General features: G+C 67.6%; 25 protein-coding genes. 6 read left to right on the top strand and 19 right to left on the bottom strand.

Annotated features, from left to right (window positions below):
• Window positions 1–107 precede the first annotated feature (107 nt).
• The 14 genes from RBR11_RS10000 to RBR11_RS09935 all read right to left on the bottom strand — a co-directional run bounded on the left by RBR11_RS10000 (window position 108) and on the right by RBR11_RS09935 (window position 13,460).
• The gene (locus RBR11_RS10000) at window positions 108–290 is read right to left on the bottom strand and encodes a hypothetical protein (RefSeq protein WP_308489185.1); all 183 of its coding nucleotides are present in this window, start codon (window positions 288–290) and stop codon (window positions 108–110) included.
• Window positions 283–1,584: a hypothetical protein gene (locus tag RBR11_RS09995; protein ID WP_308489184.1), complete on the bottom strand. Its 1,302-nt coding sequence runs from the start codon at window positions 1,582–1,584 to the stop codon at window positions 283–285. The genes RBR11_RS10000 and RBR11_RS09995 overlap by 8 nt, the downstream gene beginning before the upstream one ends.
• Before the next feature lies 1 nt (window position 1,585).
• A complete protein-coding gene (locus RBR11_RS09990; protein WP_308489183.1) occupies window positions 1,586–2,581 on the bottom strand; it encodes a glycosyltransferase family 2 protein in 996 nt (331 codons plus the stop codon).
• A gap of 19 nt (window positions 2,582–2,600) precedes the next feature.
• Window positions 2,601–3,743, bottom strand: coding sequence for a non-hydrolyzing UDP-N-acetylglucosamine 2-epimerase (gene wecB / locus RBR11_RS09985; RefSeq protein ID WP_308489182.1), 1,143 nt, complete (start codon window positions 3,741–3,743; stop codon window positions 2,601–2,603).
• A gap of 2 nt (window positions 3,744–3,745) precedes the next feature.
• A complete protein-coding gene (locus RBR11_RS09980; protein ID WP_308489181.1) occupies window positions 3,746–4,840 on the bottom strand; it encodes a polysaccharide biosynthesis C-terminal domain-containing protein in 1,095 nt (364 codons plus the stop codon).
• Window positions 4,837–5,889 carry a polysaccharide biosynthesis protein gene (locus tag RBR11_RS09975; RefSeq protein ID WP_308489180.1) on the bottom strand — a complete coding sequence of 351 codons (1,053 nt, stop codon included), beginning with the start codon at window positions 5,887–5,889 and terminating at the stop codon, window positions 4,837–4,839. Before RBR11_RS09975 ends, RBR11_RS09980 begins: the two co-directional genes overlap by 4 nt.
• Complete coding sequence (locus RBR11_RS09970; protein ID WP_308489179.1) at window positions 5,886–7,058, bottom strand: glycosyltransferase family 4 protein; 1,173 nt, start codon at window positions 7,056–7,058, stop codon at window positions 5,886–5,888. The genes RBR11_RS09975 and RBR11_RS09970 overlap by 4 nt, the downstream gene beginning before the upstream one ends.
• Before the next feature lie 109 nt (window positions 7,059–7,167).
• Window positions 7,168–8,172: a 3-oxoacyl-ACP synthase III family protein gene (locus tag RBR11_RS09965; protein WP_308489178.1), complete on the bottom strand. Its 1,005-nt coding sequence runs from the start codon at window positions 8,170–8,172 to the stop codon at window positions 7,168–7,170.
• A gap of 32 nt (window positions 8,173–8,204) precedes the next feature.
• Entirely contained in the window at window positions 8,205–8,966 is a 762-nt protein-coding gene (locus tag RBR11_RS09960; RefSeq protein ID WP_308489177.1) for an SDR family NAD(P)-dependent oxidoreductase, read from the bottom strand.
• Between the two features lie 5 nt (window positions 8,967–8,971).
• Window positions 8,972–9,184, bottom strand: a complete 213-nt coding sequence (locus RBR11_RS09955) for an acyl carrier protein (protein ID WP_308489176.1) — start codon at window positions 9,182–9,184, stop codon at window positions 8,972–8,974.
• Between the two features lie 28 nt (window positions 9,185–9,212).
• A complete protein-coding gene (locus RBR11_RS09950) occupies window positions 9,213–9,860 on the bottom strand; it encodes an acetyltransferase (protein ID WP_308489175.1) in 648 nt (215 codons plus the stop codon).
• The gene (locus tag RBR11_RS09945) at window positions 9,857–10,474 is read right to left on the bottom strand and encodes a sugar transferase (protein WP_308489174.1); all 618 of its coding nucleotides are present in this window, start codon (window positions 10,472–10,474) and stop codon (window positions 9,857–9,859) included. Before RBR11_RS09945 ends, RBR11_RS09950 begins: the two co-directional genes overlap by 4 nt.
• Window positions 10,475–10,477: 3 nt before the next feature.
• Window positions 10,478–11,611 carry a DegT/DnrJ/EryC1/StrS family aminotransferase gene (locus tag RBR11_RS09940; RefSeq protein ID WP_308489173.1) on the bottom strand — a complete coding sequence of 378 codons (1,134 nt, stop codon included), beginning with the start codon at window positions 11,609–11,611 and terminating at the stop codon, window positions 10,478–10,480.
• Complete coding sequence (locus tag RBR11_RS09935; RefSeq protein ID WP_308489172.1) at window positions 11,604–13,460, bottom strand: polysaccharide biosynthesis protein; 1,857 nt, start codon at window positions 13,458–13,460, stop codon at window positions 11,604–11,606. The genes RBR11_RS09940 and RBR11_RS09935 overlap by 8 nt, the downstream gene beginning before the upstream one ends.
• A 348-nt stretch (window positions 13,461–13,808) precedes the next feature.
• Between RBR11_RS09935 and RBR11_RS09930 the strand changes: the two genes are divergently transcribed.
• Together RBR11_RS09930 and RBR11_RS09925 are read left to right on the top strand one after the other, a co-directional pair.
• Window positions 13,809–14,126: a hypothetical protein gene (locus tag RBR11_RS09930; protein ID WP_308489400.1), complete on the top strand. Its 318-nt coding sequence runs from the start codon at window positions 13,809–13,811 to the stop codon at window positions 14,124–14,126.
• Between the two features lie 104 nt (window positions 14,127–14,230).
• Entirely contained in the window at window positions 14,231–16,150 is a 1,920-nt protein-coding gene (locus RBR11_RS09925) for a DUF4012 domain-containing protein (RefSeq protein ID WP_308489171.1), read from the top strand.
• 21 nt (window positions 16,151–16,171) lie between these two features.
• On the opposite strand, the gene RBR11_RS09920 is transcribed toward RBR11_RS09925, so the two are convergent.
• Both RBR11_RS09920 and RBR11_RS09915 read right to left on the bottom strand, forming a co-directional pair.
• The gene (locus tag RBR11_RS09920; protein ID WP_308489170.1) at window positions 16,172–17,482 is read right to left on the bottom strand and encodes a UDP-glucose dehydrogenase family protein; all 1,311 of its coding nucleotides are present in this window, start codon (window positions 17,480–17,482) and stop codon (window positions 16,172–16,174) included.
• Window positions 17,483–17,580: 98 nt separating this feature from the next.
• The gene (locus RBR11_RS09915) at window positions 17,581–18,519 is read right to left on the bottom strand and encodes an alpha/beta fold hydrolase (protein WP_308489169.1); all 939 of its coding nucleotides are present in this window, start codon (window positions 18,517–18,519) and stop codon (window positions 17,581–17,583) included.
• Between the two features lie 54 nt (window positions 18,520–18,573).
• Here RBR11_RS09915 and RBR11_RS09910 point away from each other — a divergent pair, with 54 nt between their 5' ends.
• On the top strand, window positions 18,574–19,194 hold the full coding sequence (locus tag RBR11_RS09910; RefSeq protein WP_308489168.1) for a TetR/AcrR family transcriptional regulator: 621 nt from the start codon (window positions 18,574–18,576) through the stop codon (window positions 19,192–19,194).
• Window positions 19,195–19,215: 21 nt separating this feature from the next.
• Here the strand turns inward: RBR11_RS09910 and RBR11_RS09905 are convergent, their stop codons facing one another.
• Window positions 19,216–19,884, bottom strand: a complete 669-nt coding sequence (locus RBR11_RS09905) for an endonuclease/exonuclease/phosphatase family protein (RefSeq protein ID WP_308489167.1) — start codon at window positions 19,882–19,884, stop codon at window positions 19,216–19,218.
• Window positions 19,885–20,247: 363 nt separating this feature from the next.
• Entirely contained in the window at window positions 20,248–21,111 is an 864-nt protein-coding gene (gene truA, locus RBR11_RS09900; RefSeq protein ID WP_308489166.1) for a tRNA pseudouridine(38-40) synthase TruA, read from the bottom strand.
• A 231-nt stretch (window positions 21,112–21,342) separates the two neighbouring features.
• Between truA and RBR11_RS09895 the strand changes: the two genes are divergently transcribed.
• Window positions 21,343–22,917 carry an AMP-binding protein gene (locus RBR11_RS09895; RefSeq protein WP_308489165.1) on the top strand — a complete coding sequence of 525 codons (1,575 nt, stop codon included), beginning with the start codon at window positions 21,343–21,345 and terminating at the stop codon, window positions 22,915–22,917.
• Window position 22,918: 1 nt separating this feature from the next.
• Here the strand turns inward: RBR11_RS09895 and RBR11_RS09890 are convergent, their stop codons facing one another.
• Window positions 22,919–23,401, bottom strand: a complete 483-nt coding sequence (locus tag RBR11_RS09890) for a GtrA family protein (protein ID WP_308489164.1) — start codon at window positions 23,399–23,401, stop codon at window positions 22,919–22,921.
• A 64-nt stretch (window positions 23,402–23,465) separates the two neighbouring features.
• Between RBR11_RS09890 and RBR11_RS09885 the strand changes: the two genes are divergently transcribed.
• Both RBR11_RS09885 and RBR11_RS09880 read left to right on the top strand, forming a co-directional pair.
• Window positions 23,466–24,254, top strand: coding sequence for a glycosyltransferase family 2 protein (locus tag RBR11_RS09885; protein WP_308489163.1), 789 nt, complete (start codon window positions 23,466–23,468; stop codon window positions 24,252–24,254).
• Window positions 24,251–25,768, top strand: coding sequence for a hypothetical protein (locus RBR11_RS09880; protein ID WP_308489162.1), 1,518 nt, complete (start codon window positions 24,251–24,253; stop codon window positions 25,766–25,768). The genes RBR11_RS09885 and RBR11_RS09880 overlap by 4 nt, the downstream gene beginning before the upstream one ends.
• Window positions 25,769–25,801 lie beyond the last annotated feature (33 nt).

The raw sequence follows: 25,801 nt of genomic DNA, 5'->3' as shown, positions 1-25,801 counted from the left end.
GCCCGCCGCGCCCAAACCGCGAGCCAAGATCGGTGCAACGACAAGAGGTGCGGCCAATGCAGTCCCCCGGATAGCCAACGCGACCGCCGCAGAATTCCGGGACCGGTTCACCACCGGACCACTCCGCCGAGACGCTCCTGGACGATCACTGCCGGCTTCGCGCGGCGGCGGTCGCGAAAGTCGACGCGAAGGTCCGGGAATTCGGGGAACGGGAGTTCTTCGATGCCGTGATGAAGGCGGTCGAACCGTGGGATCGCGCAGGCACACCACTCCTCGATGAGATCAGCCAACTCGTCGGTACCTCTCGTGCGGCGGGGGCTGCATCGCTTGCTCCGGTCCGGTTTCGAAGATGGCGCTCGATCCATCGCGGCCTTGTGGGTACGGAGGCGCGACCGCGAGGAAGAACGCGAGATAGAGTACTGACGCGCCAGCGGGTTGATAGAAGGCGCCGTTGGCGGTGACCGCGTTCACGAGCAGGATTACATACGCCCAGAGGATCGCCCGAGTGACGTCCATCCGCACACGGTGGTGTATACGTGCGATCCGGATCAGCACCACGAGCAGCACCAGCACGAGACCGACCGCGCCAGCCCAGCCAAATACCGAGTAAAGCTCGACGTATTGATTGTGAGCCATCGGCGCCAGTACATCGGGCTCGGGGACGAGCGCCGTGTTACCCATGCCGAACCCAGCTCCGAAGAGATAGACGAGCGGTGAGTGGAATGTATCCAGCACGGCCACGTTCGCGCGAGGCAACTCGACCAGCCGGTCGATCAAGCTCTGTTCCGCTGTGACGTCGTAGTTGACGACCGAAGAATTCTGGATTCCGAAGCTGACCAGCACGACGTCGACGCGCTCTTGCACGATCGGGACATACGAGTACAGGCACAACCCGATGACCGCGACAGCGCCGAGCCCGAGGACCAGCCGGGAGAAGCTCTTGCGATTGATGAGCAAGATGATCGCGAAGGCGATCGCGACGTTCGCGATCGCGGCCTTGCTGAGCGAGATGGCAGCGCTCCCCGCGATGAGGAGCATCCAGAAGGCCCTGGACCTTCCGGGGAATCCTTGGGTAAGCAGGAGGTAACAGCCGACGACGACTCCGATCGACGTCAGGCTCCCGACCAGGCTGGAGTACCTGTCCATGCCGCCGCGGTCCGTGGCGGTGGCGAACCACCCGATCGGTCCGGTGACCAACTGGAGCGGCAGGGTCATACTCGCCAACGCGAAGAACACCACGAATGTCTTGACGTGCGCAGTCAGGTCCTCGAACGTTTCCGTGAATAGATACAGCGCGAAGATGATGGGCACAGCGAAGAGGAACCGGCTCAGACCCGTCGCGGCTCCCGCCACGGATATCGTTGCGAGCGAGACCACGAATCCCAGCGCCGAGATCCAGATCCAGAGGACGATCGGTCCCCACGAAGGGCGGCGCCGTTTGGGCCTCGGGCGGACGATGAGCTCCGCGAGCAGGAAGAACGCGATGAGAGCGTAGACGGTGATATAACCGCTGAAGCTGACGTTCCGCAACATGTGCATGTTAACGACGACGAACACGATCGCGAATTTTGCCCGGTTGGACATGCTATCCACCCCATCCGCGCGTCGACGTCCGGTCCGACCGTCCGGCCTGACGGTCATCCACCGCCTGCTGCGTCGACGCGAGCACGACGTAGTCGTAGAGGAGGGGAAAGAACAGCGGGCGCAGGTCATCGGTTCGCATCAGCATCGTCTGCACGAGCTCCGTGACGCGGACCCGGTTGAGGATCCGCACCGTGCGACGGATAGCCTTCTCCGCGCCCGTGGACGCGCTTCGCGGCTCCGTGAGTCGGAAAATTCGTACGTCAACAGCTTCCGGCGCTCTGTCCAACACCATCGGGGCTCCATAGTAGGCCGCGCGATAGACCTTGCGCGCGAAGGCCCGGATGTCCATGTCAACTTCTTCGTGGTACGAGATCGCGCGCGGGCAGTACACGTTCTTCAGGCCGTGTCTGACCACTCGATACCCGAACTCGACGTCTTCGCCGCCGTAGAAGCGAAACGTCTCGTCGAATCCGCCGAGCGTGGAATAGTCGCCCGCACGGATAGAGAACGACATGGCGACGATCTGGTTGGCCGGTATCTGCTCGCACGGCACATCGGGCGTGAGAGAGTTGCGATGCCGCGAGTTCTTGTAGTGGTAATAGTTGCTCCGCGTCACCCAGGACTCGGGAAAGCGGATCTGACTGGAAACGACGCTGCCAGCCTCGCGATGGGCATCGATGTGAGCGGTGAGAAAGCTGTGGTCCACCCGCATGTCGTCGTCCAAGAACACGAGGATCGCCCCTCGCGCGTGCCGGGCCCCGTGGTTCCGCTTGGCCGCGAGCACATTCGGCGCCAGATGGTGCCGCACGGACGGCCTACTAGTGGAGAACTCGTCGCACACCTCGCGGGATCCACTCCCGGCCTCCGAATCCACGACCAGGACTTCGAACCGGTCCGGGTCGATGCCGTGCTGCGAAACGAGGTCCTGCAGCAAATGCCGAAGAGGCGCCGTCCGATTGTGGGTGGGGATGATGACGCTCACCAGGATGTCGTTCACTCGGACGCCCTCCTACCGCTCATGCGGACTCCCCCGCCAGTCGAAGGCCCGCCCGCTGACCGTGGGAGTGTGCCGAACCACGAAGGAATCCGAGCACACGGTAGGACACGTCAGCGATCTCGTACCCTCTAGGAATCCGGCGATGCTCGTTCTCGCGCGATGCCAGGGCGATCCTCACCGAATCCAGGATTTCGTTTCGCGCGACCCCGGAGGTGACGATCGCGCCGGCGTCGAGGGCTTCCGGACGCTCGATGAAGTCACGAAGCGTAATGGCCGGGAAGCCCAGCAGGCTGGACTCCTCACTGATCGTCCCGCTGTCTGAGAGCACAAGTTTTGATTCCAGCTGGAGCTTGCAGTAGTTGTGGAAACCGAAAGGCACATGGTAGCGAACGCGGTCGTTCTCGGCGATTCCGAGTGCCTCGAGGCGCTTGCGCGTGCGCGGATGCGTCGAGACCAGGACAGGCAGCTCATACTCGACGCTGAGTTCGACGAGCGCATCGATCGCCGAGCGGAGGCGGCTCGGGCTGTCGACGTTTTCCTCGCGGTGCAGACTGACGAGGAAGTACTCCCCCGGGTTGAGTCCCATCCGCTCGACCGCGTCGCTCGCCTCGATCTGTTCACGGTTCTGCTCGAGCACCTCGCGCATCGGTGAGCCTGTTAGCAGGATCCTGGCGGGATGGATCCCCTCTGCGAGGAGGTTCCGTCGCGCGTGCTCGGTATAGACGAGGTTGTAGTCCGACACATGGTCCACCAGCCGCCGATTGGTTTCCTCCGGGACGTTCTCATCGAACGAGCGGTTGCCGGCCTCCATGTGGAAGACCGGGATGCGCATGCGCTTGGCCATCACCGCAGAGATGCAGCTGTTGGTGTCACCCAGCACGAGGAAGGCGTCCGGCCGCTCAACGATCAACACCTTCTCGATCTTGGCAAGAATCGATCCCAGGGCTGCCCCGAGTGAGGACGTGTCCGCCTCCAGGAAGTGGTCCGGCTTGCGCAGCCCGAGGTCTTCGAAGAAGACCTCATTGAGCTCGTAGTCGTAGTTCTGCCCGGTGTGAACCAGGACGTGTTCGGTGTGCTCGTCTAGGAGCTTGATCGTCGCCGAGAGGCGGATGATCTCCGGTCGTGTGCCGACGACCGTCAGCACCTTCAGCTTCTCGGTCATGCTCAAACCACCTCGGCGATCGTGTCGGGGTTCTGCGGGTCGAAGATGTCGTCGGTCCAGAATGATGTGTACAACATTTCGGAACCGACGTTCGTGATGTTGTGCGCCCACAACGTCGGTATGTCGACCGCACCGGGTTCCTCGCCGGAGATCTCGAATGAGACCACCTCATCCGTGAACAGTCGGCGCAGGGAGATCCGCCCGACTCCAGACAGGACTGTGAACCGCTCGACTTTCCGTCGGTGGTAGTGATCGCCGCGGGTGACGCCAGGGACCGTGGTCGAGAACGATGACTGTGCGTTGCCACCATGCGTGCGAACGATCTCGAAGAAGGCCCCCCGAGCGTCGGCGTGAGGCTGCAGCCGGATCGGAGCCTGTCGAGAGAAGGCGTACGACCGGTAGGTGTTGAAAAGGTCCCGCCCGAACGCAGTACTCACGTCAGGGATTTCCCCCTCAGTGTAGAGAGCAGCGATCTCGCTCAGCCGACCAAGCAGGCTGGAGACGCACTCGCGCCGCTCCCTCGCCCTGCCCTCCTCGAGTGAGATGGTTCCCCGGAGGAGATCGGCCGCGTCTTGCGCATGCAGCAGCGTCAGCTCGCGATCCTGCTGCACCTCAGGCTCCTCGCCGCGAGCCAGGAGGTGACAGAAGGTCGCGGTAACCGCGTTGTAGAAGGGTTGACCGTGCTCGCCGAACAGGTTAGGGAGTCGCACGTCGCAGAACTCGGCGCCGACGTCCTCCGCCGCCGCCGCAATGATCGCCGCTGCTCGGCTCTTCGCGTCGCCGTAGACCGAGCCGTTGTTTACCTGGGTCGAATTAGCGAAGACAACCACGACGGGCGGCTCAGCCGCTGCGCGCAGAGCCGACGCGAACTGCTCTGCGAACCGGACGTTCCCGGTCGCGACGTTCTCATCGGGTCCCCGGTTGACGCCCGCGAGGTGGATCGCGCGGGCGCTACCGTCGATCAGGGCTGCGGCTCTGTCCGCATCGAAGGCGTCACCGACGGGAATCCCCGCGAATTCGTCGCCTTCAGCGTGCGTGGCCGCGCGGACATGCCATCCGAGGAAGCCGTTGGCACCGGTGAGGGCGATCTTGCTCACGCGCCGCTCTCCGCCGCCGTATCGATGCCCGCCAGGGCGAGCTCACGGCGCACCTCGGGCAGGGTCAGCAGCAGCTGCTCAACCGCCTCGACATCCATCCGCTCAACTGTGTGCGAGTCGTAGTCCTCGAAGCTGTGCTGCTCAACATTGCCCTCTTCGAAGTAAAGGCTGTAGTTGAGATCCCTGCTGTCGGCGGCGACGCGGAAGTAGTCCCCCATGTCGTGGGCTCGGGAGAGCTCCTCCCTGGTCGCCAGTGCCTCGGAGAGCTTCTCGGCATGCCTCGTGCCAATGACTTCGATGCGGGCGCGGGAACGGAACAGGTTTAGGACGGCCTGGGCAAGTGTCGCGATCGACGTCGCACGGGCCTTGCGCACGAACAGGTCCCCCTGATGCGCATTGTGGAATGCGAACTCCACGAGGTCTACGGAATGTGCGAGCGACATCATGAACCGCGTCATGTCCGGGTTGGTCACCGTGATGTTGTTGCCGGTCTTCAGTTGGTTGATGAAGAGCGGGATCACGGATCCGCGGGAGTACATGACGTTGCCGTAGCGCACGCAGGAGACGGTGGTTCCGGCATGCGGATTGTTGAGCCCGTAGGACTGCGCGACCTTCTCCATCATCGCCTTGGACAGGCCCATGGCGTTGACTGGATAAACGGCCTTGTCCGTGCTCAGGCAGACGACGGACTTCACCCCGTTGCGATCTGCGGCGCGCACGACATTCTCGCTGCCGTGCACATTGGTCCGTACGGCTTCCATCGGGAAGAACTCGCATGATGGGACCTGTTTGAGCGCCGCAGCGTGGAAGATGAAGTCGATGTCCCGGGTCGCCCGATCGACGCTGTCGAAGTCACGCACGTCGCCGACGTAGAAACGGAGTCGGCTGTCTCTCACCTCATGCCGCATCAGGTCCTGCTTGGCCTCGTCCCGGCTGAAGATCCGGATCTCGGCGACGTCGCTTTCCAGCAGTTTGCGGGCCACTGTATGCCCGAACGAGCCCGTTCCTCCTGTCACGAGAACCTTTGCCCCGTCGTACGATCCTGTCATCTCCGCCTGCTCTTTCCTCGTGCCGCCTCGACCAGCACACTCTCGATTCTGTCAATTCCGGATTCCCGGGTGAAATTGTCGCGGTACGCGCGAGCCGCATTCGCCCCCATCCGACACCTTTCCTCCGCCGAACTCGCCGCGACGGCGCGCAGCGAGGACTCGAGCGCTTCGACGTCCTCGGGGTCGGCCGTGAAGCCGAGACCATGCGCCTCGACGAAGGCCCGCACATCACCCTGGACCGTGGTAAGTACCGGAAGTCCGGCAGCGAGCACGGCCTGGAGTTTGGAGGGAATGGTGCCGCGGAACACGGGGAGGTCTTTGAGTGGCACCAGAGCCACGTCCGAGCGGGCGTACACTTCGGGCATTCTCTCACGCGGCACGGGCCCGTGAAATGAGACGTTCTCCACGCCCAGATCGCTCACCAACGTCTGCAGCTCCTCGTGAGCGACCCCGTCGCCGACGATTTCAAGGTGCACGCCGGTATCCTTCGCGGCATGCACGGCCCTGATCGCCGTGCCTAGGTCTTGCATCGCCCCAACGTTGCCGGCATAGACCACGCGAACCGCGGCGCCGCGGCGGACACGGACGCGAGGTGCCTCGGACCCACTTGCGTCGCCAGCCCAGTTGTAGATGAGCATCGTCGACGCAGCGGGGGAGCCTCTGTCAACCAGAGTCGACACCATCGTCGGAGCGATCCCAATGACAGCCGCCGCCTGGCGGTACATACTGCGCAGCCACGGGGTCAGCGCCCGGCCGATCAACGATGCGCCCCTGCCCTCCCCCACCATCGTGGACCCCAACACCGAATCGGGCCACAGATCCTGGACATGGAGCACATACGGAACCCCGAACAAGAGCCGCCAGATCCAGGCGGGAACGCCGGCGGTCATTGGCGTCGCATAAACGTACACCACGTCAGACCCCTTGGCGAACCTGCGAGCGGTGAGCGCGGACAGCGCAAACGAGGTGTAATTGACCACGCGCTTCAGCGCGCTCTGTGAGTGGTCGATGAACATCGGAACTCGAAGAACCTGAACCGGGCCCAGCTGATCGCGTCGACGCCATCGCTGCCGATACCCCTGCTGCAATACTCCAGAGGGATAGTTCGGGAATCCGGTAAGAACCTTCACCACGTGCCCGCGTTCCGCCAGCGATTCGGCAATGTCCACGGGGATGGGAGCAGGCTCGGGGGCGAAGTATTGCGACAGTAGAAGAACCTTCACAAGCTGACGCCTTCCGGCATCCGGCCGCTCGGTTCCGCGACAAGGAGCCGCCGATTCACCATTTGAGCAGCATCCCCGCCCACGATAGACCCACGCCGAACCCCAAAAGCATCACCATCATCCCAGGTACGAGCGCACCCGAACGCACGGCCTCCGCGAGCGCAATCGGAATGGTTGACGAGACCGTGTTTCCCGTCTCTTCAAGAGAGAGAAAGAACCGTTCTTTGGGGATATCGAGTTTGCGCCGCAGATGATCGAGCATGAACGCGTTCGCCTGGTGGAACACGAACAGATCGACCTCGTCCTTTTCCAGCCCGCTCCGCTCCAACAAATCGTTCACAGACTGCGGCACCACACGCAGCGTGAAGTTGAATATGTCCGGGCCATCCATGTAGAGGTCGAACTGCCCTGAGTCCAGCTGTCGTGCCGCCGCATCGGCGGACGGCTGAATCTCGCGCCCGTCACGGATGCCGCCCCCAGGAACAATCAGACTTGCCGCGCCCGCTCCGTCAGTGCCATAAACAATCTGAAATCCGTCATGTCTCGCGTCGGAATCGATGATGCTCGCTGTGGCGCCATCGCCGAAGATCGTGCGCACGGATTTGTCGCGTTCGTTGAGCAGCTTCGTGTACGTGTCACTGGTGATAAGAAGTATGCGAGTCGCTTGCCGAGACTCGATCAGACCCTTTGCGAGCCCGAGCGCGTAAACATATCCCGAGCATCCCAGATTGATATCCACGGCACCGATGCCGGTGGGCAGCCCCAGCCGATCCTGCACGATACCAGCAATGCCGGGGAGGACGAAATCAGACGTTTGCGAACAGACGATGACATAGTCCACGTCATTTCGTAGTTCGGGCCGGGCGGCGAAGCACTTTTCGGCGGCTCGCACGGCGAGGTCGGAAGAGTACTCGTCGCCACTCGCCACGTGTCGCGAGCGAATGCCCGTTTTCGCAGAGATCTTTTCGACACTCCATTCCGGAAACGACGCGGAAAGATCGTTGTTGCTCAAAGTCCCCGGAGGGAGGTAGTACTCCACGGCCCTGATCCGCATGCCCATGATGGTCTTCCTTAGTCTGTTAGATGCGCGAACTACTGCGCCGTGTAGCCGCCGTCGACGGACAGCACGCTACCGGTGATCCATCGCGCTGCTGGTGAGGCGAGGAACAATGCAGCCGACGCCACGTCGTCAGCTGTGCCGATCCCGAGAGGATGCGCATCCTCGATCCGAGCCCAGACTTCACCGCCGAGTCGTGCGTGCAGTTCCTCGGTCAACGGCGTGGTGACGATTCCTGCGGCGATCGCGTTGACGCGAATCTTTTCGCGAGCGAGTTCCAGCGCGAGTGACTGCGTGAGGGAAGCCACGGCACTCTTCGTGGCGGCGTACACGCTGACACCGCTTCCCCCTACGAGACCGATCGCTGACGACAGGAACACGATGTTCGCCTCGTCGGCACGGACATCTTTCCGTCGGAACGACTTCGCGAGCATCACCGCGCTTGTGACGTTGACGTCGAACATCCGCCGAGCAGTTGCAGCCGAAACTGCGCGCAACGGCGTGACTTGATGAACGCCGGCGGCGTGCACCAGCACGTTGAGCGGACCGAGCGCTGCCACAGCCTCGGGAAGGATACGTCCCACCTCGTCATCATCGGCGACATCCGCAACGATGACGACGTGCCCGCTCCCGGCGAGCTCCTGCTGTACTGCGTGGAGCTCGCTCTCCCGCCGCGCGATCAGGGCGACCGTCGCACCACGCTTGCTGGCTTGAACGGCGATCGCACGGCCGATCCCTGATGACGCCCCTGTGATCGCGACTCGATACCTATCCAGCGAAGAATTGGAATCTGCCATGGAGCTCAGGCTCGTGTCAGTGGGAGGAGGTCGGCAACGGTAACCGCATGAGCGAGACCATCCGCGTCGACCTCAACGCCGACCCGCTCGTCGACTTCGGCAATGAATGTGAGGTTCGACAGAGAGTCCCAACCTTTGTCCGCCAGGTCATCCGTCAATGCGACCGATTCGACTTCGAGAATTTCTGCTACCAGTTCGAGCAGTTCGTTCTGTTCCATGCGTTGGCCTATCTGTTCATATCGATGGTCATGAAGGGCGACGAGCGAGGATCCGTGCGGGTACACCGACCACGGTGGTGTCGGGTTGGACGGATCTCATCGCCGCCGCAGAGGCGCCGACGACGCTGCGACGCCCGACCTCGAGCCCCTGGAGGATGAACGCGTTAGCGCCGAGCAGCGCTTCCTCTCGGATCGTCACCGCACCAGAGATCGCGGCTCCGGGGTTTACTGAGACGTAATCTTCGATCGTTGTGTCGTGGCCTACGGTCACGTTGAGGTTGAGATGGACGTGTCGGCCGAGTTCGACGTTCGACGTTATGCGCACCCCGGCGCAAACCACAGCCCCCGGAGCGATCCGAACGTCAAACCCCATCGTTGCTGACGAGTGGACCACGGACATGGGCACAATGCCAGCCTCGCTGAACCGTTCATCGAGTACGCGACGAACGGCCGCACTGCCGATCCCGAGGAGGTATCGAACTGAGCTGCCTGCGTATTCGCGGAGGGCGTGTTCCACGGTCCCCAGGTATCTGACGCCCTGCCTCTCGAGCAGGCGCAGATTCTGCTCGCTTGGCGCGTCGTCGACCACGCCTTCGATGTCGATCCCCTGGTCACGCAGAACGTCGAGAACTTCTCGCCCGAACCCCCCGGCGCCGACGACGAATGCACGAGTCATGCGTCACTCCCCTCGAACTTCGACATCGTGGCCTGTCCCTCCGCCGAAATCCCCTCCCGTACAGCCATCGACTTGATGGTCGCGAGAATGACTCGTGCGTCGAGACTCAGACTACGGTTGTCCACGTACTCCACGTCGAGGGCGAACTTGTCCTCCCAGCCGAGCGCATTTCGTCCGCTTGCCTGAGCGAGCCCGGTGATCCCCGGCCGCACCTCGTGACGCCTCGCTTGCAACGGGGTGTACTTCGGCAGGTACTCGACGAGCAGCGGGCGAGGCCCAACCACGCTCATGTCTCCCCGAAGTACGTTCCACAGCGAGGGCAACTCGTCTAGACTCGTCGCGCGCAAAGCGCGACCGAAACCCGTCAGCCGATCCGCGTCGCTGACGAGGCCCCGGGATTCGTCGATGTCGAGCATCGAGCGGAACTTGCGAAGCAGGAAGATCCGGCCGTTGAGGCCCGGGCGCGCCTGCACGAACAGCACCGGCTTGCCGAGGCGAGTCCTCACCAGGATCACCACGATCACAAGCACAGGAGACAGGACGACGAGCGCCACCGCTGAGGCGACGATGTCGAGGAATCTTTTGATGAAGTCGTACGGCCGAACTGGTGCCATGCTTTAGCGCTCCCTGAGGAAGTCGTGGATCCTGTCGACCACTCGCGCCCGCTGCGACGCCGTCAGCGCGGACCCGCTCGGCAACGTCAGGCCCCGCTCGAACAGTCGCTCCGAGGCGCCGTTGATGACACCGCGGAGGTGTGCGAACACCGGCTGCTTGTGCATTGGCTTCCACAGCGGCCGGCTCTCGATGTCGTCCGCCGCCAACGCCGCCGACAAGTCGCTCGGAGTCCAGCCCGTGCGCTCTTCATCGACGAGGATCGAAGTCAGCCACACGTTGTCGTTCTCGTCCCCCTCGGCACCGAACACCTCGACACCGTCGACGCTCGCGAACAACTCCTTGTAGAGCTCCCGCATTTCGCGGCGCCGCGCGATCATCTCGTCGAGCCTGCTCAACTGCGCGCGGCCGAGTGCGGCGAGCAGATTGCTCATCCGATAGTTGTAGCCGACATCTGTGTGCTCGTAATGCGCGACCGGTTGGCGGGCTTGCGTGGCGAGATAGCGCACACGCCGTGCGAGGTCCTCATCATCGGTGAGGAGCATGCCTCCGCCCGAAGTCGTCATGATCTTGTTGCCGTTGAATGAGACGACCGACGCACGGCCGAAGCTCCCGGCGGCGCGGCCCGCATGCGATGCGCCCAGAGATTCCGCGGCATCGGCGAGCAGCGGCACGCTGAACTCCTCAGCGATCGCCGTGATCGCCGTGTAATCGACGGCCTTGCCGAGCAGGTCGACGGGAATGATAGCGGCGACCTCCTCCCCCGCCTCACGCAGCGACGTGAGCGCCTGTCTCAGCAGCACGGGATCCATGTTGCCCGTCGCGAGGTCAGCGTCGACGAAGAACGGCTCGGCACCGGTGTAGACGATCGCGTTGGTTGTCGCAGCGAACGTCATCGTCGAGGTCACGACGACATCACCGGGCTTCACTCCGAGCGTCAGCAATCCGAGGTGCAGGGCTGCCGTGCCCGAACTCAACGCAACACCGTATGCCACTCCGAGACGGGCGGCGAGCTCCTGCTCGAACGAATCGACGTCGGGCCCGAGCGGGGCGATCCAGCCTGAGCGGATAGCCGCGATGATCGCGCTCTCCTCCCGTTCGGTCACGTCGGGCGAAGACATGTAGATGCGTTCAGCCACGCGCGGCCTCCTCAGTAACGATCGAGTCGATCACCAATGTGTCGCTGTTACGCGGCTTCTCCGCCATTCGCGCCTTCCAGCCGTGGATGTCTAGCCGTTCCGGGCTGATCACGTCAGCGTGCGTGTGCGAGATCTGCGGGTGGAACGGACGCTCGAGCCGCTCCCGATCGCCCACTAGCTCCTCATGAAGCTTCTCGCCATGGCGGAGGCCGGTGAACACGATCTCGATCTTCTTGCCCGACATCGTGATCATCCGCTCGGCGACCTCGAGAATCGACACCGGCTCACCCATGTCGAGGATGAGCACCTCGCCCGCTCGGCCGATTCCCCCCGCCTGGATCACGAGCTGGCACGCCTCGGGGATGGTCATGAAGTAGCGGGTGGCGTCGGGATGTGTGACCGTGATCGGCTTATCTTCCGCTATCAGCCTCTGGAAGGTCGGCAGCATCGATCCCCTGCTGCCGATCACGTTGCCGAATCGCACCGAGAGATACTGCATGCCGGTCTCTTCGCCCGCCCAGGCGGTGAGCTTCTCGGCGACCCGCTTGGAATGGCCTAGCACACTCGTGGGATTAGCCGCCTTGTCGGTCGAGACATTGACGAAGTGACTCACTCCGACCCGTCGCGCGGCCTGTAGCACGTTGAGGGATCCAACAACGTTTGTCTTCCACGCCTCGTCCGGATACTGTTCGAGCATCGGAAGATGTTTGAGCGCCGCGGCGTGGAACACGACCTCGGGCCGGCGCTCGTCGAAGATGGCGTTCAGCACGGCCGCCTCGCGGATGTCTGCAAGCACTACCTCTTTCGAGTCGAGCAGGCCGTTCCCCGAAGTCCCGAGCTGCGCGGCCTGCAGGCCCGTCTCGTCACGATCCAGCATGATCAGCTCGGCGGGCCCGTACTTCGCGAGCTGGCGGCAGAGCTCCGTCCCGATGGATCCTCCCGCTCCTGTGACCAGCACGCGCTTGCCGGTGATGTAGCCCGCGATCAGCTCGACATTGGTGTCGACAGGGTGCCGACCGATGAGGTCTTCGATGTCGATGTCGCGCACGTCCACTTTCGCACGCGCATCTATCGTGAGATCGGTGACGGTCGGGGTGACAGATACGGCGAGTCCGGCGGCGTCGGCCGCATCGCTCAGCCTGCGCAGCACCACGCTGTCCGCATTCCCGAGCGCGATCACCAACCGTGTTGCCCCACTCTGCTGGGCGATCTCGGCAAGCTGGCCGGTGCGCCCGAGCACGGGGACGCCACGGAGACGCAGATTGCGCTTCGCGGGGTCGTCGTCGATGAGCCCGACCGGACGGATCGGTGACACCGGATCGGTGAGGATCGTGTGCACCAGGCGATCACCTACGTAGCCCGCGCCGACGATGAGCGCGCGTTCCGCGGTGTTGCCGGGCTTTCGTGCCCGCTCGACCGCGAACCGCGAAAGATAGCGCACACCGAAGATGAGCAGCAGCACGAACGGGCCCGCCAGCAGCATCGTCGCACGCGGCACCCCGATCTCGCGGCCGTACGGCACCACGAGGAGCGAGAGCACGGCCGCGATTCCCAGCACGATGAAAGCAAGGGTGCGCACGACCTCGAACGAGCCGAAGGCGTACCGTCCTCGATACAGCGCGACATAGTAGCCGACCGCGAGCTGGATCGTCGCGGCGATCACGCCGAGCAGAATCGTCGCGGCCCATCCGCGCAGCGGGAGCGTGAAGTCCAGACGCAGTGTTACGGCGAGGAGAGTGCCGATGACCCAGGCCATTGCGTCAAGAGCGGCCATCAGCCCCCGTCTGCGCCGCGGCTGCAACGGAATGCGAATGCCTCCGGCCGCCGCGTCGAACCTTTCCGAGCTCACCGTTCCACTCCAATCATCGAGCGCGAGACGGTCACGACTCCTCTTCATCGAACGCGCGCGCACCGATATTCTCCCATACTGGGAGACTGCTGGGAGAATCGTCTGGGCCGCCGCGCCGGCCGCACCGTCGAACAAGGCCGCACCCGTCGTACAAGGAGGACGGCGGAGACCTCGACGCGACCAACTCGTACGGCATGACCAAGGCGATGCTCGAGCGAATCCTCTCGGACATCGCGGCCGCGGAGCCCGGGTGGCTCATCGCTCTGCTGCGCTGCTTCAACTCAGTCGGCGCCCACTCCAGCAGGCGACGACTACCCGTCCGCCGACGGCAGCGGCGAACGCGACTACATCCACGTCGTCGACCTCGCCGAAGGGCACGTCGCCGCACTGGAGAAACTGGACCAGGTCGACGGATCCCGCGCCTGGAACCTCGGCACCGGGGTCGGCACCTCGGTCACCCAGATGATCGCCGCGTTCGAGTCTTCGACCGGCCGGCCCATCCCGTACTCGGTCGTGCCGCGCCGCGAGGGCGATCTCCCGCAGAGCTGGGCCGACACCACCCGCGCCGAGACCGAGCTCGGCTGGAAGGCGGCCCGCGGCCTCGCCGAGATGGCCCGCGACGGCTGGCGCTGGCAGTCGCAGAACCCGAACGGCTTCGTCGGCTGAGACCTCAAGCCCTGCAGAGCCCCCCAGCTGGCCGATATTCCATGATTATGAAGAACGTAGTTCTGGCCGAGTGTTCTCCTCGCTCTCTTCTCTAGAATCGAGCCGTGAGCTCCCGCCGCAAGGAGAGCAAGGTCGCCGACTCCGATCCGGCCCCCGGATCGGACGATCTCCTCGCGAGCCCTCAGGACGAATCCGATGACTCCGGCGTTTCCGGGAAGGGAGGACGGCGCAGGCCGCGCCGCCCCCTCCTGAAGAGCGCACGCTTCTGGGTCCCGATCTCGATCCTGCTGGTGCTCCTCGCCGTCGCGGGCGCGGGCGCTCTCGTCGCGAAGCACCTCTACGACCAGGCGATGTCGGCGAAGGCGGATCTCGAGAAGGCGATCCCGCTCGTCGACCAGGTGCAGAAGGACATGCTCGCCGGAGACACGGCGACGGCCAGGGCCACGATCGCGCAGATCTCGCATCTGACCGCCATGGCGCAGAGCAAGACCAGCGGCACGCTGTGGAAGAACGTCGAGTGGGTGCCGGTCGCCGGCCCCAACCTCACCGCGGTGCGGGTGCTCGCCGGGTCCGTCAACGACCTCGTCGACAACGCGATCACGCCGCTCACCGCGATCAACCTGGACGCGCTCATGCCGAAGAACGGCGGCATCGACGTCGCCAACCTCACGGCTCTGGCCGGGACGATCGAGACCGCGGACAAGAGCGTGACCCGCATCCGCGCGAGTCTCGACAAGCTCGACCGTTCGGCCCTCGTCGCCCCGGTCGCCAGCGGCGTCGCCAGGCTGGACGCCGCCATGGCGAAGATCGAGCCCGTCGTCACTCCCGTGCACAACGCGCTCACGATCCTGACCAAGGCCCTCGGCGTGAACGGCCCCCAGCACTACCTGCTCATCTTCCAGAACAACGCCGAGTCGCGCGGGACCGGCGGCAACCCCGCTGCGATCGCGATGCTGACCGCTGTGAACGGCAGGATCACTCTCACGCAGCAGGCGGGAACCGGCGACTTCAAGAACGGCCGCCCGGATCCGATCATCGCTGTGAACCCGCAGACTGTCGCCCTGTACGGCACGAAGATCGGCCGCTACATCCAGGACACCACGCTCTCGCCCGACTTCAGCGAGACGGCGCAGATCGTGCGGGCCTTCTGGGCGGAGTCCTTCGGCACCCCGGTCGACGCGGTCGCGTCGGTGGATCCGGTCGCGCTGAGCTACGTGCTGCGGGCGATCGGCCCGGTGACGATGCCGCCGCCCTTCGGCGACGTGCTCACCGCCGACGACGCGGTGCCGCTGCTGCTCAACCAGGTCTACGCGAAATACCCTGATCCGGAGACGCAGGACGCATTCTTCGCCGCCGCCGCGCAGAGCGTGTTCCAGGCGCTGCTGACCACGCATGCGGATCCGAAAGCGCTGCTGACCGCGCTCACCCAGGCGGCGAACGAGGGACGTCTGATGTACTCCCCCAGCGACAAGGCACAGGCCGACCTGCTCGCCGGCACCCCGGTCGGCGGCAACATGCCCGCCGACAACACCAAGACCACCGACCTGGGCGTCTACCTCGACGATGTCACCGAGGGCAAGCTCGACTACTACATGCAGATGGGGATCGCCGCGTCGAGCACGCAGTGCCAGAAGGGCGCGGCGCCGACGTTCCGCACCACGGTGACGCTGCAGAACACCCTCGATCCGGGAGCCGTCGCCGGCCTGCCGGAGTTCATCTCGCCCGGGCACTACTTCCCCCGGGGCGACGTCTCGACCGACGTGTACCTGTACGGCCCGGTCGGCTCACGCCTCACCGGCGTCACCGTCGACGGCCAGCCGGTCTCCGCCACGGGGCAGCCGCACCTGGGCCGCACCGCCGTGAAGGTGAACGTGCTCACCCGCCCGGGGCAGACGGCGACCGTCGTCGCGTCGTTCGACGCACCGGCCGGCGGGTACGGGCCGCTCGAGGTGCGTCACACGCCCATGGTGAAGCCGACCCCGGTCGCGCTCGATACCCCGGGCTGCGCGCCGGCGAAGAAGTAGCGGGCGCTTCCGGACGACGGCCTACGGGCGGCCCATGCCCAGATACGTCCATCCGGCGGCGCGCCAGGCCGCCGGATCGAGGCAGTTCCGGCCGTCCACGACGATCCGCCCCGGCATCAGCGCGGACGCGTGCTCGGGCGCCAGCTCACGGCGGTACAGATCCCACTCCGTGACGAGGACGATCGCATCGGCGCCGGGCAGCGCCTCGTCGCGGTCGGCGACGTACCTCAGCTGCGGGTGCACGGCGCGCGCGTTCGCGATCGCCTCCGGATCCGTCACGACGACGTCCGCGCCGAGACCGCGCAGCCGGATCGCGACCTCCAGGGCCGGCGAATCCCGGACGTCGTCGCTGTACGGCTTGAACGCGGCGCCGAGCATCGTGATGCGCCGCCCGACGACGCTGCCGCCGAACGCATCGACGACGAGCCGGACGGCGTGCTCGCGGCGGCGCAGGTTGATCGCGTCGACCTCGCGGAGGAACCCGACGGATCCCCCGCGGCCGAGCTCCTCGGCGCGGGCCGCGAACGCGCGGATGTCCTTCGGCAGGCAACCGCCGCCGAACCCGATCCCCGCACCCAGGAAGCGCCGCCCGATGCGGGTGTCGTGCCCGATCGCGTCGGCGAGCAGGGTCACGTCGGCGCCGGCGGCCTCGGCGATCTCCGCCATCGCGTTGATGAAGGAGATCTTGGTGGCGAGGAACGCGTTGGCCGCGCCCTTCACGAGCTCGGCCGTGGCGAGGTCCGTGGCGATGAACGGGCTGCCGCCGGCGATCGAATCGGCGAACACCTCCCGGAGCACATCGGTCGCCCGCCGGCCGGCCTCGTCGTCGGCCGCGCCGACGACGAGGCGGTCCGGGTGCAGCGTGTCCTGCACCGCCCACCCCTCGCGGAGGAACTCGGGGTTCCACACCAGCGTCGCCCCCGCGGCCTCGATCGCGCCCCGCAGCGCGGCGGCGGTGCCGACCGGGACCGTGGACTTGCCCGCGACGACGTCGCCGGGGCGCAGGTGCGGGACGAGGGCGGCGAGCGCGGCGTGCACGTGCCGCAGATCGGCGGCCGAGGAGTCCGGCAGCTGCGGCGTGCCGACGGCCAGGAAGTGCACCCGGGATCCGGCGACGTCCGCGAAGTCCCCCGAGAACGTGAGCCGCCCGGAGGCGACACCGCTCGCGAGAAGCTCGTCGAGGTGCGGCTCGAAGAACGGGGCGCTGCCGGCCGCCAGGTCCGCGACCTTCGCGGGATCCGTGTCGATGCCGACCACCTCGTGCCCGATCGACGCCATCGCCGCCGCGTGCACGGCTCCCAGGTACCCGCAGCCGATCACAGACATCCGCATGAGGACACCTCACCCCGCTCTCCTCACCGGCACGCGGAATCCGGGCGACGCATCGGCGACGAGCGGGTGAACGATCGGCATCCCCGGCTCGGCCGCGTTCAGCCGGCGAGGAACTCGGCGACGGCCGTCCCGCACAGCTCGGGCTGATCGATCCACGGCAGGTGCCCGGCGTCCTCGACCTCGACGAGACGGGCGTCGGGCAGCCGCGCCGCGATCCCGCGCCCGACGTCGGGAGCACCCAGCGGATCCTGCGAGCCCCAGAGGAACAGGACAGGACAGTCGATCCGCCCGAGCTCGGGGACGAGCGCGCGGGTCGCCCGCAGTTCGCGCGCGAACAGCCCGCCGCCCGGCGGCACGAAGACCCGCTCGACCATCGTCGTCCAGCCGCGCACCGCCCACGGCAGCCGCGCGCCGGCGGCGAGACAGACGCCGAGCGCGTCCGGGACGCGGCTCGGATCCGCGACGAGGCCTGCGCGCGCCCAGCCCGCGCGCAGGCCGGCGGCATCGCGGGGCGGCCGCAGCGCCGTCCGGTACAGCAGGGAGTTCACGCCGCGCGTCCCCACGAGACGGTGGAAGAGCACCGCACGGGCGGAGGATCCGGCCGGCTCGCCGAGCAGCACGAGCCGCGCCACCCGCTCGGGATGGGCGATCGCGAAGGCGAGGGCGAAGTAGCCGCCCATCGAGTTGCCCACGAGCGGCGCACGATCGAGCCCGAGCCCATCGAGTAGCCGCTCGACGAAGGCGGCGCCGTGGGCGCGCAGGTCGACCCCGCGGTAGTCGAACGGACCGCTGAGCCCGCACCCCGGGCGGTCCGGCAGGATCAGCCGATGCTCGTCGGCGAGGGCGGGAAGCAGCGGCAGCCAGGACGCTGCGACGCTGTTGCCGCCATGCAGGAGGACGACGGGATCGCCCTGCCCGACCTCGTGCAGGCACGCCCGCATGCGCGGGTCCGGGAGATCCACGAAGCGCGTCTCGGGTTCGAGGCCGTAGCCGGCGTAGGCGAGCGACTGCATCCGTGCGAAGGCGGTGGCATCCATGATGCGCTCTTTTCATTGAGCAATACTCATCGAATATCGACTATGATCGCCCCGATGGACGACGACGTCAAGAGGCGGCCCTACGCATCGCCGACTCGCCGCGCCCGGTCGGAGGCGACGCGCGCGCGGATCCTCGACGCGGCCGCAGGACTGTTCGTCGCGGGCGGCTACGCCGGCACGAGCACCCGGACGATCGCCGCGGCGGCCGGGGCGTCCGAGGCGTCGGTGTTCGCGAACTTCGGATCGAAGTCGCGTCTGCTCGCGGCCGTGATCGTCGACCGCGTGACGAGCGACGGCGACTTCCCGCTGTCCCGCAACCACGCGCTGACCGGCACGCCGAGCCGGGGCGAGGCCGTCGCGGTCCTCGCGGGGATCGCGCGCCGCGGGCACGAACCCAGCTGGCGCCTGCTCGCGGCCGGCGCCGCAGCGGCGGCCGACGATCCGGAGCTCGCGGCCGCGATGCGGCACGGGGCGGAGCGGCGCCTCGCCGACATCGCTTGGTTCGTGCGCTCGATCCTGGGCATCGAGGACGACGCCGACCGGATCGCGGAGGGGATCTGGGCCGTCGGCGCGGTCGAGGGGTACCGGCACCTCGTCGTCGACCAGGGCTGGCCGGTCGACGAGTACGAGTCGTGGCTGGCACGGATGATCCTCGCGACGGCCGACGCGCGGTGATCCGGGCGGATCCGCTCCCGGCTACTTCGGGTGCGCGGTGACGAGGATCGGCAGGTGGTCGGACTCGCCCTGCGGAAGCGTGCGGACCGTCTCGACGATGAAACCCGACGCCGCGGCGAAGTCGTAGAAGCCGCGGAACACCCGGTAGCGGGTGTACGTGTGCTGGTCGCTCATCACGAGTTCGTAGCCGACGTCGCGCATGTGCTCGGAGAGGCGCTCCTTGAACACGGGGTAGTTGAAGTCGCCGACGATGAGCTGCGGCAGCCCCCAGCCGAGCTCGGACAGCTCGGCGAGCGCGGCGCGGATCTGGTCGCGGCGCAGCGCGTTGCGCGCGGTGAGCGGGGCGGCGTGCAGCGAGGCGATGAGGAAGTCGCGGCCGGCGTCGATGTCGCGCAGCCGCACTCCCAGCAGGCGCTCATGCGCGGGGCGCAGCACATGGTCGTGCAGGGACTTCTTCACCGAGACCGTGGCGGAGTCGACGAGCTTGAAGTCGCTCTCCCGGTAGTAGATCGCGAGCCCCAGCCGGTTGCGCTGGGTGGTGTGCGCGAGGACGAGGTCGCCCGCCCGCTCCGGGAGAGAGGCGGTGTCGCCCTCCTGCAGACAGAGGACGTCAGGATCATGCCCCGCGACGAGGTCGTCGAGCTCGTGCGCAGCCCGGTGCTTGCGCAGGTTGTAGGAGATGATCCGCACGGGACCACCGTACTCGCGCGCACTCTCCTCCGGCTGGGTATGACGGCGGGTTCGCCCGGGCATTCTCCGGCCCGCCCTCCGCCCGGGCGGATCCGCCGGCCGGCCGGATCCGCCGGCCCGATCCGCCTCCCCCCTCTTCGCTCGCTGGTCGCGAATCGTCGCCACTCCGGCCGAATGAGGGCGTGTCGCGACCAGCGAGCAGTGGAGGGAGAAGCACCCCAGAAGCTCGCTGGTCGCGAATCGTCGCCACTCCGGCCGAATGAGGGCGTGTCGCGACCAGCGAGCAGCCCGGCGAGCAGGGCGGATCGGATCCGGCTCGACGGGCGGGATCGGATCCGGCTCGACGGGTGGATCGGATCCGGCTCAGCCGTCCAGGTCGCGTCGGTTGCGGGTCTGCTCCGCCCTCGCGGAGAGCAGCGCGTCGGCGGGGTAGCCGACCTCGGTGAGCGTCAGCCCGCGGGCGGCGAGCACCTTGAACGCGCTCGTCCGGGTGAGCTCGTCGCGGAGCGCGGTGAGGTCCTCCACCGCGAGCCTCCCCTCCCCCACGGCGGCGCAGGCGCCGACCAGGGCGCGCACCATGCTGTGGCAGAACGCGTCGGCCTTGACCTCGGCGACGAGCACCCCGGACGCGTCGCGGGTCCACCGGTAGTCGAGCAGGGTGCGGATCGTCGTCGCCTCCTCGCGCGCCTTGCAGTACGCGGCGAAATCGTGCAGTCCGATCAGGGTGCACGCAGCGGCGTCCATCGCCTGGTCGTCCAGCGCGCCGCGGATCGTGGTGGTGTCGTGCCGCAGCAGCGGGTCGTAGCCGGCGCGGGCGTCGGCGAGCCGGTACCGGTAGCGGCGCCACACCGCGGAGAAGCGCGCGTCGAACCCCTCCGGCGCGAGCGAGGTGCGGGTGACGGTGACGTCCGGGTACTGGCCGAGCACGCCGTTGATCCGCCCCGCGAGCGAGCCCGCGGGATCCACCGCCGCCCGCCCGTTGCGCGAGGCCACCCGCCCCCACTGCTGTTCGTCGAGGTCGACGTGCGCGACCTGCCCCGTCGCGTGCACGCCGGCGTCGGTGCGGCCGGCCACGGTGAGCTGCGGCCCCGCCACGGCGTCGCTCGAGGGTCCGACGATCCGGGCCAGCGCGGCCTCGAGCGTGCCCTGCACGGTCCGCAGCGTCGGCTGCTTCGCCCACCCGCGGAAGTGGGTGCCGTCGTAGGCGATGTCGAGACGGATGCGCACCGATCCAGGGTACCGATCCCCGCCCCGCCGATCCCCGCCCCGCCGTCCCCGCCCCCGCCCCGCGGCGCCCTCCCACCGAGAAACCACTTTCCGTATGACACACCACACCAGGCCGGGTGTCTCGTGCCGAAAGTGGTTTCTCGCGCAGTGGGGCCCCGTGCCGAGCTGTGCCACACTGAGTCGCAGGCGACGGCGGTGCCCGACCGCACGACCGAGATCGAAGGAGATCCCATGGTCAGCAGCACGTTTCCGGATGTCGAGATCCCCGACGTCTCCGTCCACGAGTACCTCTTCGGCGATCTCCGCGAGCAGGACCTGGATCGGGTCGCGCTCGTCGACGGGATGAGCGGCGCCGAGACCACATTCCGCCAGCTGGTCGGCCAGATCGACCTGTTCGCCGGTGCGCTCGCCGCGCGCGGCATCGGCGTCGGCGACGCGGTCGGCCTGCTCTGCCCGAACGTCCCCGCGTTCGCGACGGTGTTCCACGGGATCCTCCGCGCCGGCGCGACCGCGACCACGATCAACGCGCTCTACACCGCCGAGGAGATCGCGAGCCAGCTGCAGGACGCCTCGGCCTCCTGGCTGATCACCGTGAGCCCGCTGCTCCCGCAGGCGCAGGCGGCCGCCGAGCGGCTCGGGATCCCGGCCGCGCAGCTCATCGTCCTCGACGGCGCGGAGGGGCATCCGTCCCTGCGCGACCTGCTCTCCGAGGGGCACGCGGCCCCGGCGGTGTCCTTCGATCCGGCCACCCATGTCGCCGTGCTGCCGTACTCGTCCGGCACCACGGGGCGCCCCAAGGGGGTCATGCTCACGCATCGCAACCTCGTCGCGAACGTCGCGCAGAGCACGATCGGAATCGATCTGAACGACGAGGACCGGGTCCTCGCGGTACTGCCGTTCTTCCACATCTACGGCATGACCGTGCTGCTCAACCTCGCCGTGCGCGAGCGTGCCGCTCTCGTCACGATGCCGAAGTTCGACCTCGTCGAGTTCCTCCGGATCATCGCCGAGCAGCGCACCACGTGGCTGTTCATCGCCCCGCCGATCGCCGTGGCCCTCGCCAAGCACCCGCTCGTCGACCAGTACGACACGAGCGCGGTCAAGGTCGTGTTCTCCGGCGCCGCGCCACTGGACGGATCCCTCGCCGCAGCGGTCGCCGCCCGCCTCGACTGCGTCGTCCGCCAGGGCTACGGCATGACCGAGACCAGCCCGGTCACCCACACGATCCCGGTCGACCGTGACGACATCGACCTCTCCTCGGTCGGCCTGCTGCTCCCGAACACCGAGGGGCGACTGACCGCGGAGGACGGATCCGAGATCCTCGCCCCCGCCGACGGCCCGAGCGAACCCGGCGAGCTGCTCATCCGCGGCCCGCAGGTGATGAAGGGGTATCTGAACCGCCCGGACGCGACGGCCGAGATGATCGACGCCGACGGCTGGCTGCACACGGGCGACGTCGCGACGGCGACCGCCGGCGGCGTGTTCCGGATCGTCGACCGTCTCAAGGAGCTCATCAAGTACAAGGGCTACCAGGTCGCCCCGGCCGTGCTCGAGGCCGTGCTGCTCGCGCATCCGGCGATCGCCGACGCGGCCGTGATCGGCGCGCCGGACGAGGACGGCCAGGAGGTGCCGAAGGCGTTCGTCGTGCTGCAGGCCGACGCCGAGCTCGACGCCGACGGCGTGATGGCGCACGTCGCCGCGCACGTCGCCCCGCACGAGAAGGTGCGGATCGTCGAGTTCGTCGACCGGATCCCGAAGTCCAGCTCCGGCAAGATCCTCCGCAAGGACCTGCGCGCCCGGGGCTGACTCAGCGCCCCGGCTCGACCGGATCCGGTTCCGCGACGGCCACGACCGCGGGCGCCGTCCGGAACACGATGTAGTGGTACAGCACGAACCGCACGAGCACGATGATCGCGATGCTGGCGAGGTTGATCACGTTCACGACCGCGGGGCCGGGCTGACGGCCGGTGAGCCCCAGCATGATCTCGGCGCCGAGCCACACGATGCCCGCACCGAGCCCGGTGCAGACGAGGTTCGTCACGAGGAACAGCACGATCTCGGCGACGCGGCCGCGGCGGTCGCGGTGGCGGAACGTCCACTCCCGGTTGCCGATGTAGGCGTTCACCAGGGCGACGAGCGAGGCCGCGACCTTGGCGACGACGAGGTCCCATCCGAACGCGTAGACGAACAGGTTGAAGGCGCCGACCTCGATCAGGGTGCTGATCCCGCCGACGATGAGGAAGCGGGTGCCGACTCCGGCGAGACGGCGCAACCGGGAACGGCGATCCATAGCCCCACTAGACTACCCGGGGAAGGCGCGGCTCGTGACGCCTCCACGGACATCTGAGGATCGTGTGCAGTACGCCCATCTTGCCGTCGTGATGCCGGCCTACAACGAAGTCGAAGGCATCGGCGGTTTCATCGACGAGATCCGCGACGCGGTCGCCCCGCTCGCCGCGCGCGTCACCTTCGTCGTCGCAGACGACCGCTCCACCGACGGCACCGCCGACGCCCTCTCCGGCATCGCCGACGTGCGCGTCGAGACGCAGCCCGCGAACCGCGGGCACGGGCCGACCGCTCTCGCCGCCTACCGCGCGGGCCTCGCGCTCGACCCCGACGCCCTCGTCCACGTCGACGGCGACGGGCAGTTCATCGGATCCGAGATCGCCGACGTCGTGCGCGCACTGCAGAGCACCGGCGCGGACGTCGTGCACGGCGTGCGCCGCGGCCGCACCGACGCCTGGTACCGCCGGGCGCTGACCGCCTGCGTGCGGCTGCTCATCGCCGCCTCGGTCGGCCACGGCGTGCCCGACGTGAACACTCCCCTGCGGGCGTACCGCCCCGCGTCCCTGCGGATCCTCGTCGACGCGGTGCCCGCCGAGGCCCTCGTCCCGCACGTGCACTTCTCGCTCGCGGAGGTCCGCGCCGGCCTGTCCGTCCGATACCTGCGGGTGCGCAGCATCCCCCGCCGCGGCGCCTCGTCGACGGGCACCATGTGGGGCAAGGTCGCCCGCCCCTCGCTGCCGCCGAAGAAGCTCGTGCTGTTCGCCCGGGACGCGCTCCGCGAGGTGTGGCGCTGCTCGCTCCGCCCCGGCGCCCCGCTGCGCCGCATCGGCGCCGCCGCCGTATCCTCGTCGTCATGATGCGGAGCCGCACCGTCCAGGGCCTCACGGGGACGCTGTTCTGGATCCTGTTCGCCGCCCTGATCGCGGCGAACGCGCTCGTGATGTGGCACAGCCTCACGGTGCTGCGGTTCTGGGAGGACGAGGCCTTCAACCTCACCGTCCCGCGCAACCTGCTCGCCGGTCTCGGCTACACGAGCGACGGCACGCTGTCGGGTTCGACCCTGACCCCGTTCGACCCGCGGATCTCGACCGGCCCGGTCGTCCTGCTGCCGGTCGCGGCCCTGCTCGCGACCGGGATCGATCCGGTGATCGGCGCCCGCCTCGTGCCGCTCGCATACTGGGTGCTGCTGCTGGTCGGGGTCGGCGTGATCGGCAGGCGCCTCGCCGGGCGCTTCGGTGCGCTCATCGCCGTCGCGCTGCCGCTCGCGTTCGACACCGCCGGCAGCGTGTCGCCGATCCAGGGTCCCGCGGACCTGCTGGGCGAGATCCCCGCCGCGGCGCTGATCGTGTGGGCCCTCGTGGTCCTCCCCCGCCGTGCCTGGCCGGCGGGCCTGCTGCTCGGGCTCGCGGTGCAGGCGAAGCTGATCGCCCTGCTGGCGCTGCCCGCGTTCGCGGTCGCGCTGTTCCTGCTCACCCCGCCCGGCCCCTTCCGCGCGAGAGTCGTCGCGACGCTGCGCCGCGGGATCCTGCCACTCGTGCTGGTGGCCGCCCCGACCGTGCTGGTGGAGCTCGCCGCGCTCGTGTCACTCGGCCCGTCCGGCTACGTCGAGCACCTGCGCGGTCTGGTCGGATTCGTGCGCAGCGGCGGCCAGCACTACCAACCGACGACGGTGCCGGAGAAGCTGAGCACCCTCGCCGGCGCCTGGTTCGTGCCGGGTTGGCTGGTCGCGCTGGCGGTCGTGCTCGCGGCCGCCGTCGTCGTCCTCGCGGCGCTGCCGTGGCGGGATCGGGATCCGCAGCTGCTCGCGCTCGGGTTCGGATCCGCCGTCGGGCTGCTCGCGTTCGTCGGCTGGTGGGCGCAGGCCGCGCAGCTGCCGCTGTGGGTCCGGCACCCCGCCGTGGGCGTCTTCGCGTTCGCACCGATCCTGGCCGCCCTCGCGGTGCGGGCCGCGGGCGCGCTGTGGCGACGCTACGGCCCCCAGGAGGCCGCAGGACGCTCCGACGGCCGTCCGGCGCTGACCATACCCGTGCGGGCGGTGGCGGTGGTCTCAGCGGCCGTTCTGACCGTCGTGGTGGCCGGCGGTGCGCTCGGAGACGCCGCGCGCACGCTGCGGCCGCCGAACACGCAGACGCTGGCCGAGCAGCGCGCGGCCGCGGCGCCGATCGCGGCCTGGGTGCGGCAGAACGGCGTGGACTGGCTCGCCGCGCAGCCCTGGGGCCCACCGGTGTCGTACGTCGTGCTCTCCGGCGCGCACGCGGGCCTGTTCGACGCTCCGGCGATGCGGAACACCCGGATCCTGATCCTGGGTCCGTGCCCGGGCGGATCCCCCCTGGCGACCTCCCCCGGCATCTCGGTCTGCCCCGCCCCCTGAAGGCCTGGCCCGCGCTCTGAAAGCCTGCCCCCT

This window comes from Microbacterium capsulatum (assembly GCF_030865425.1).
Lineage (GTDB): Bacteria > Actinomycetota > Actinomycetes > Actinomycetales > Microbacteriaceae > Microbacterium > Microbacterium capsulatum.
This window is presented reverse-complemented; position numbering and strand designations above follow the sequence as displayed.

What these genes read in the sequence shown, in the direction of transcription:
- RBR11_RS09995 (WP_308489184.1), bottom strand. Translation starts at nt 1,584, where the DNA reads ATGTCCAACCGGGCAAAATTCGCGATCGTGTTCGTCGTCGTTAACATG.
- wecB (WP_308489182.1), bottom strand. Translation starts at nt 3,743, where the DNA reads ATGACCGAGAAGCTGAAGGTGCTGACGGTCGTCGGCACACGACCGGAG.
- RBR11_RS09975 (WP_308489180.1), bottom strand. Translation starts at nt 5,889, where the DNA reads ATGACAGGATCGTACGACGGGGCAAAGGTTCTCGTGACAGGAGGAACG.
- RBR11_RS09965 (WP_308489178.1), bottom strand. Translation starts at nt 8,172, where the DNA reads ATGGGCATGCGGATCAGGGCCGTGGAGTACTACCTCCCTCCGGGGACT.
- RBR11_RS09960 (WP_308489177.1), bottom strand. Translation starts at nt 8,966, where the DNA reads ATGGCAGATTCCAATTCTTCGCTGGATAGGTATCGAGTCGCGATCACA.
- RBR11_RS09955 (WP_308489176.1), bottom strand. Translation starts at nt 9,184, where the DNA reads ATGGAACAGAACGAACTGCTCGAACTGGTAGCAGAAATTCTCGAAGTC.
- RBR11_RS09950 (WP_308489175.1), bottom strand. Translation starts at nt 9,860, where the DNA reads ATGACTCGTGCATTCGTCGTCGGCGCCGGGGGGTTCGGGCGAGAAGTT.
- RBR11_RS09945 (WP_308489174.1), bottom strand. Translation starts at nt 10,474, where the DNA reads ATGGCACCAGTTCGGCCGTACGACTTCATCAAAAGATTCCTCGACATC.
- RBR11_RS09920 (WP_308489170.1), bottom strand. Translation starts at nt 17,482, where the DNA reads ATGCGGATGTCTGTGATCGGCTGCGGGTACCTGGGAGCCGTGCACGCG.
- RBR11_RS09915 (WP_308489169.1), bottom strand. Translation starts at nt 18,519, where the DNA reads ATGGATGCCACCGCCTTCGCACGGATGCAGTCGCTCGCCTACGCCGGC.
- RBR11_RS09910 (WP_308489168.1), top strand. Translation starts at nt 18,574, where the DNA reads ATGGACGACGACGTCAAGAGGCGGCCCTACGCATCGCCGACTCGCCGC.
- RBR11_RS09895 (WP_308489165.1), top strand. Translation starts at nt 21,343, where the DNA reads ATGGTCAGCAGCACGTTTCCGGATGTCGAGATCCCCGACGTCTCCGTC.
- RBR11_RS09890 (WP_308489164.1), bottom strand. Translation starts at nt 23,401, where the DNA reads ATGGATCGCCGTTCCCGGTTGCGCCGTCTCGCCGGAGTCGGCACCCGC.
- RBR11_RS09880 (WP_308489162.1), top strand. Translation starts at nt 24,251, where the DNA reads ATGATGCGGAGCCGCACCGTCCAGGGCCTCACGGGGACGCTGTTCTGG.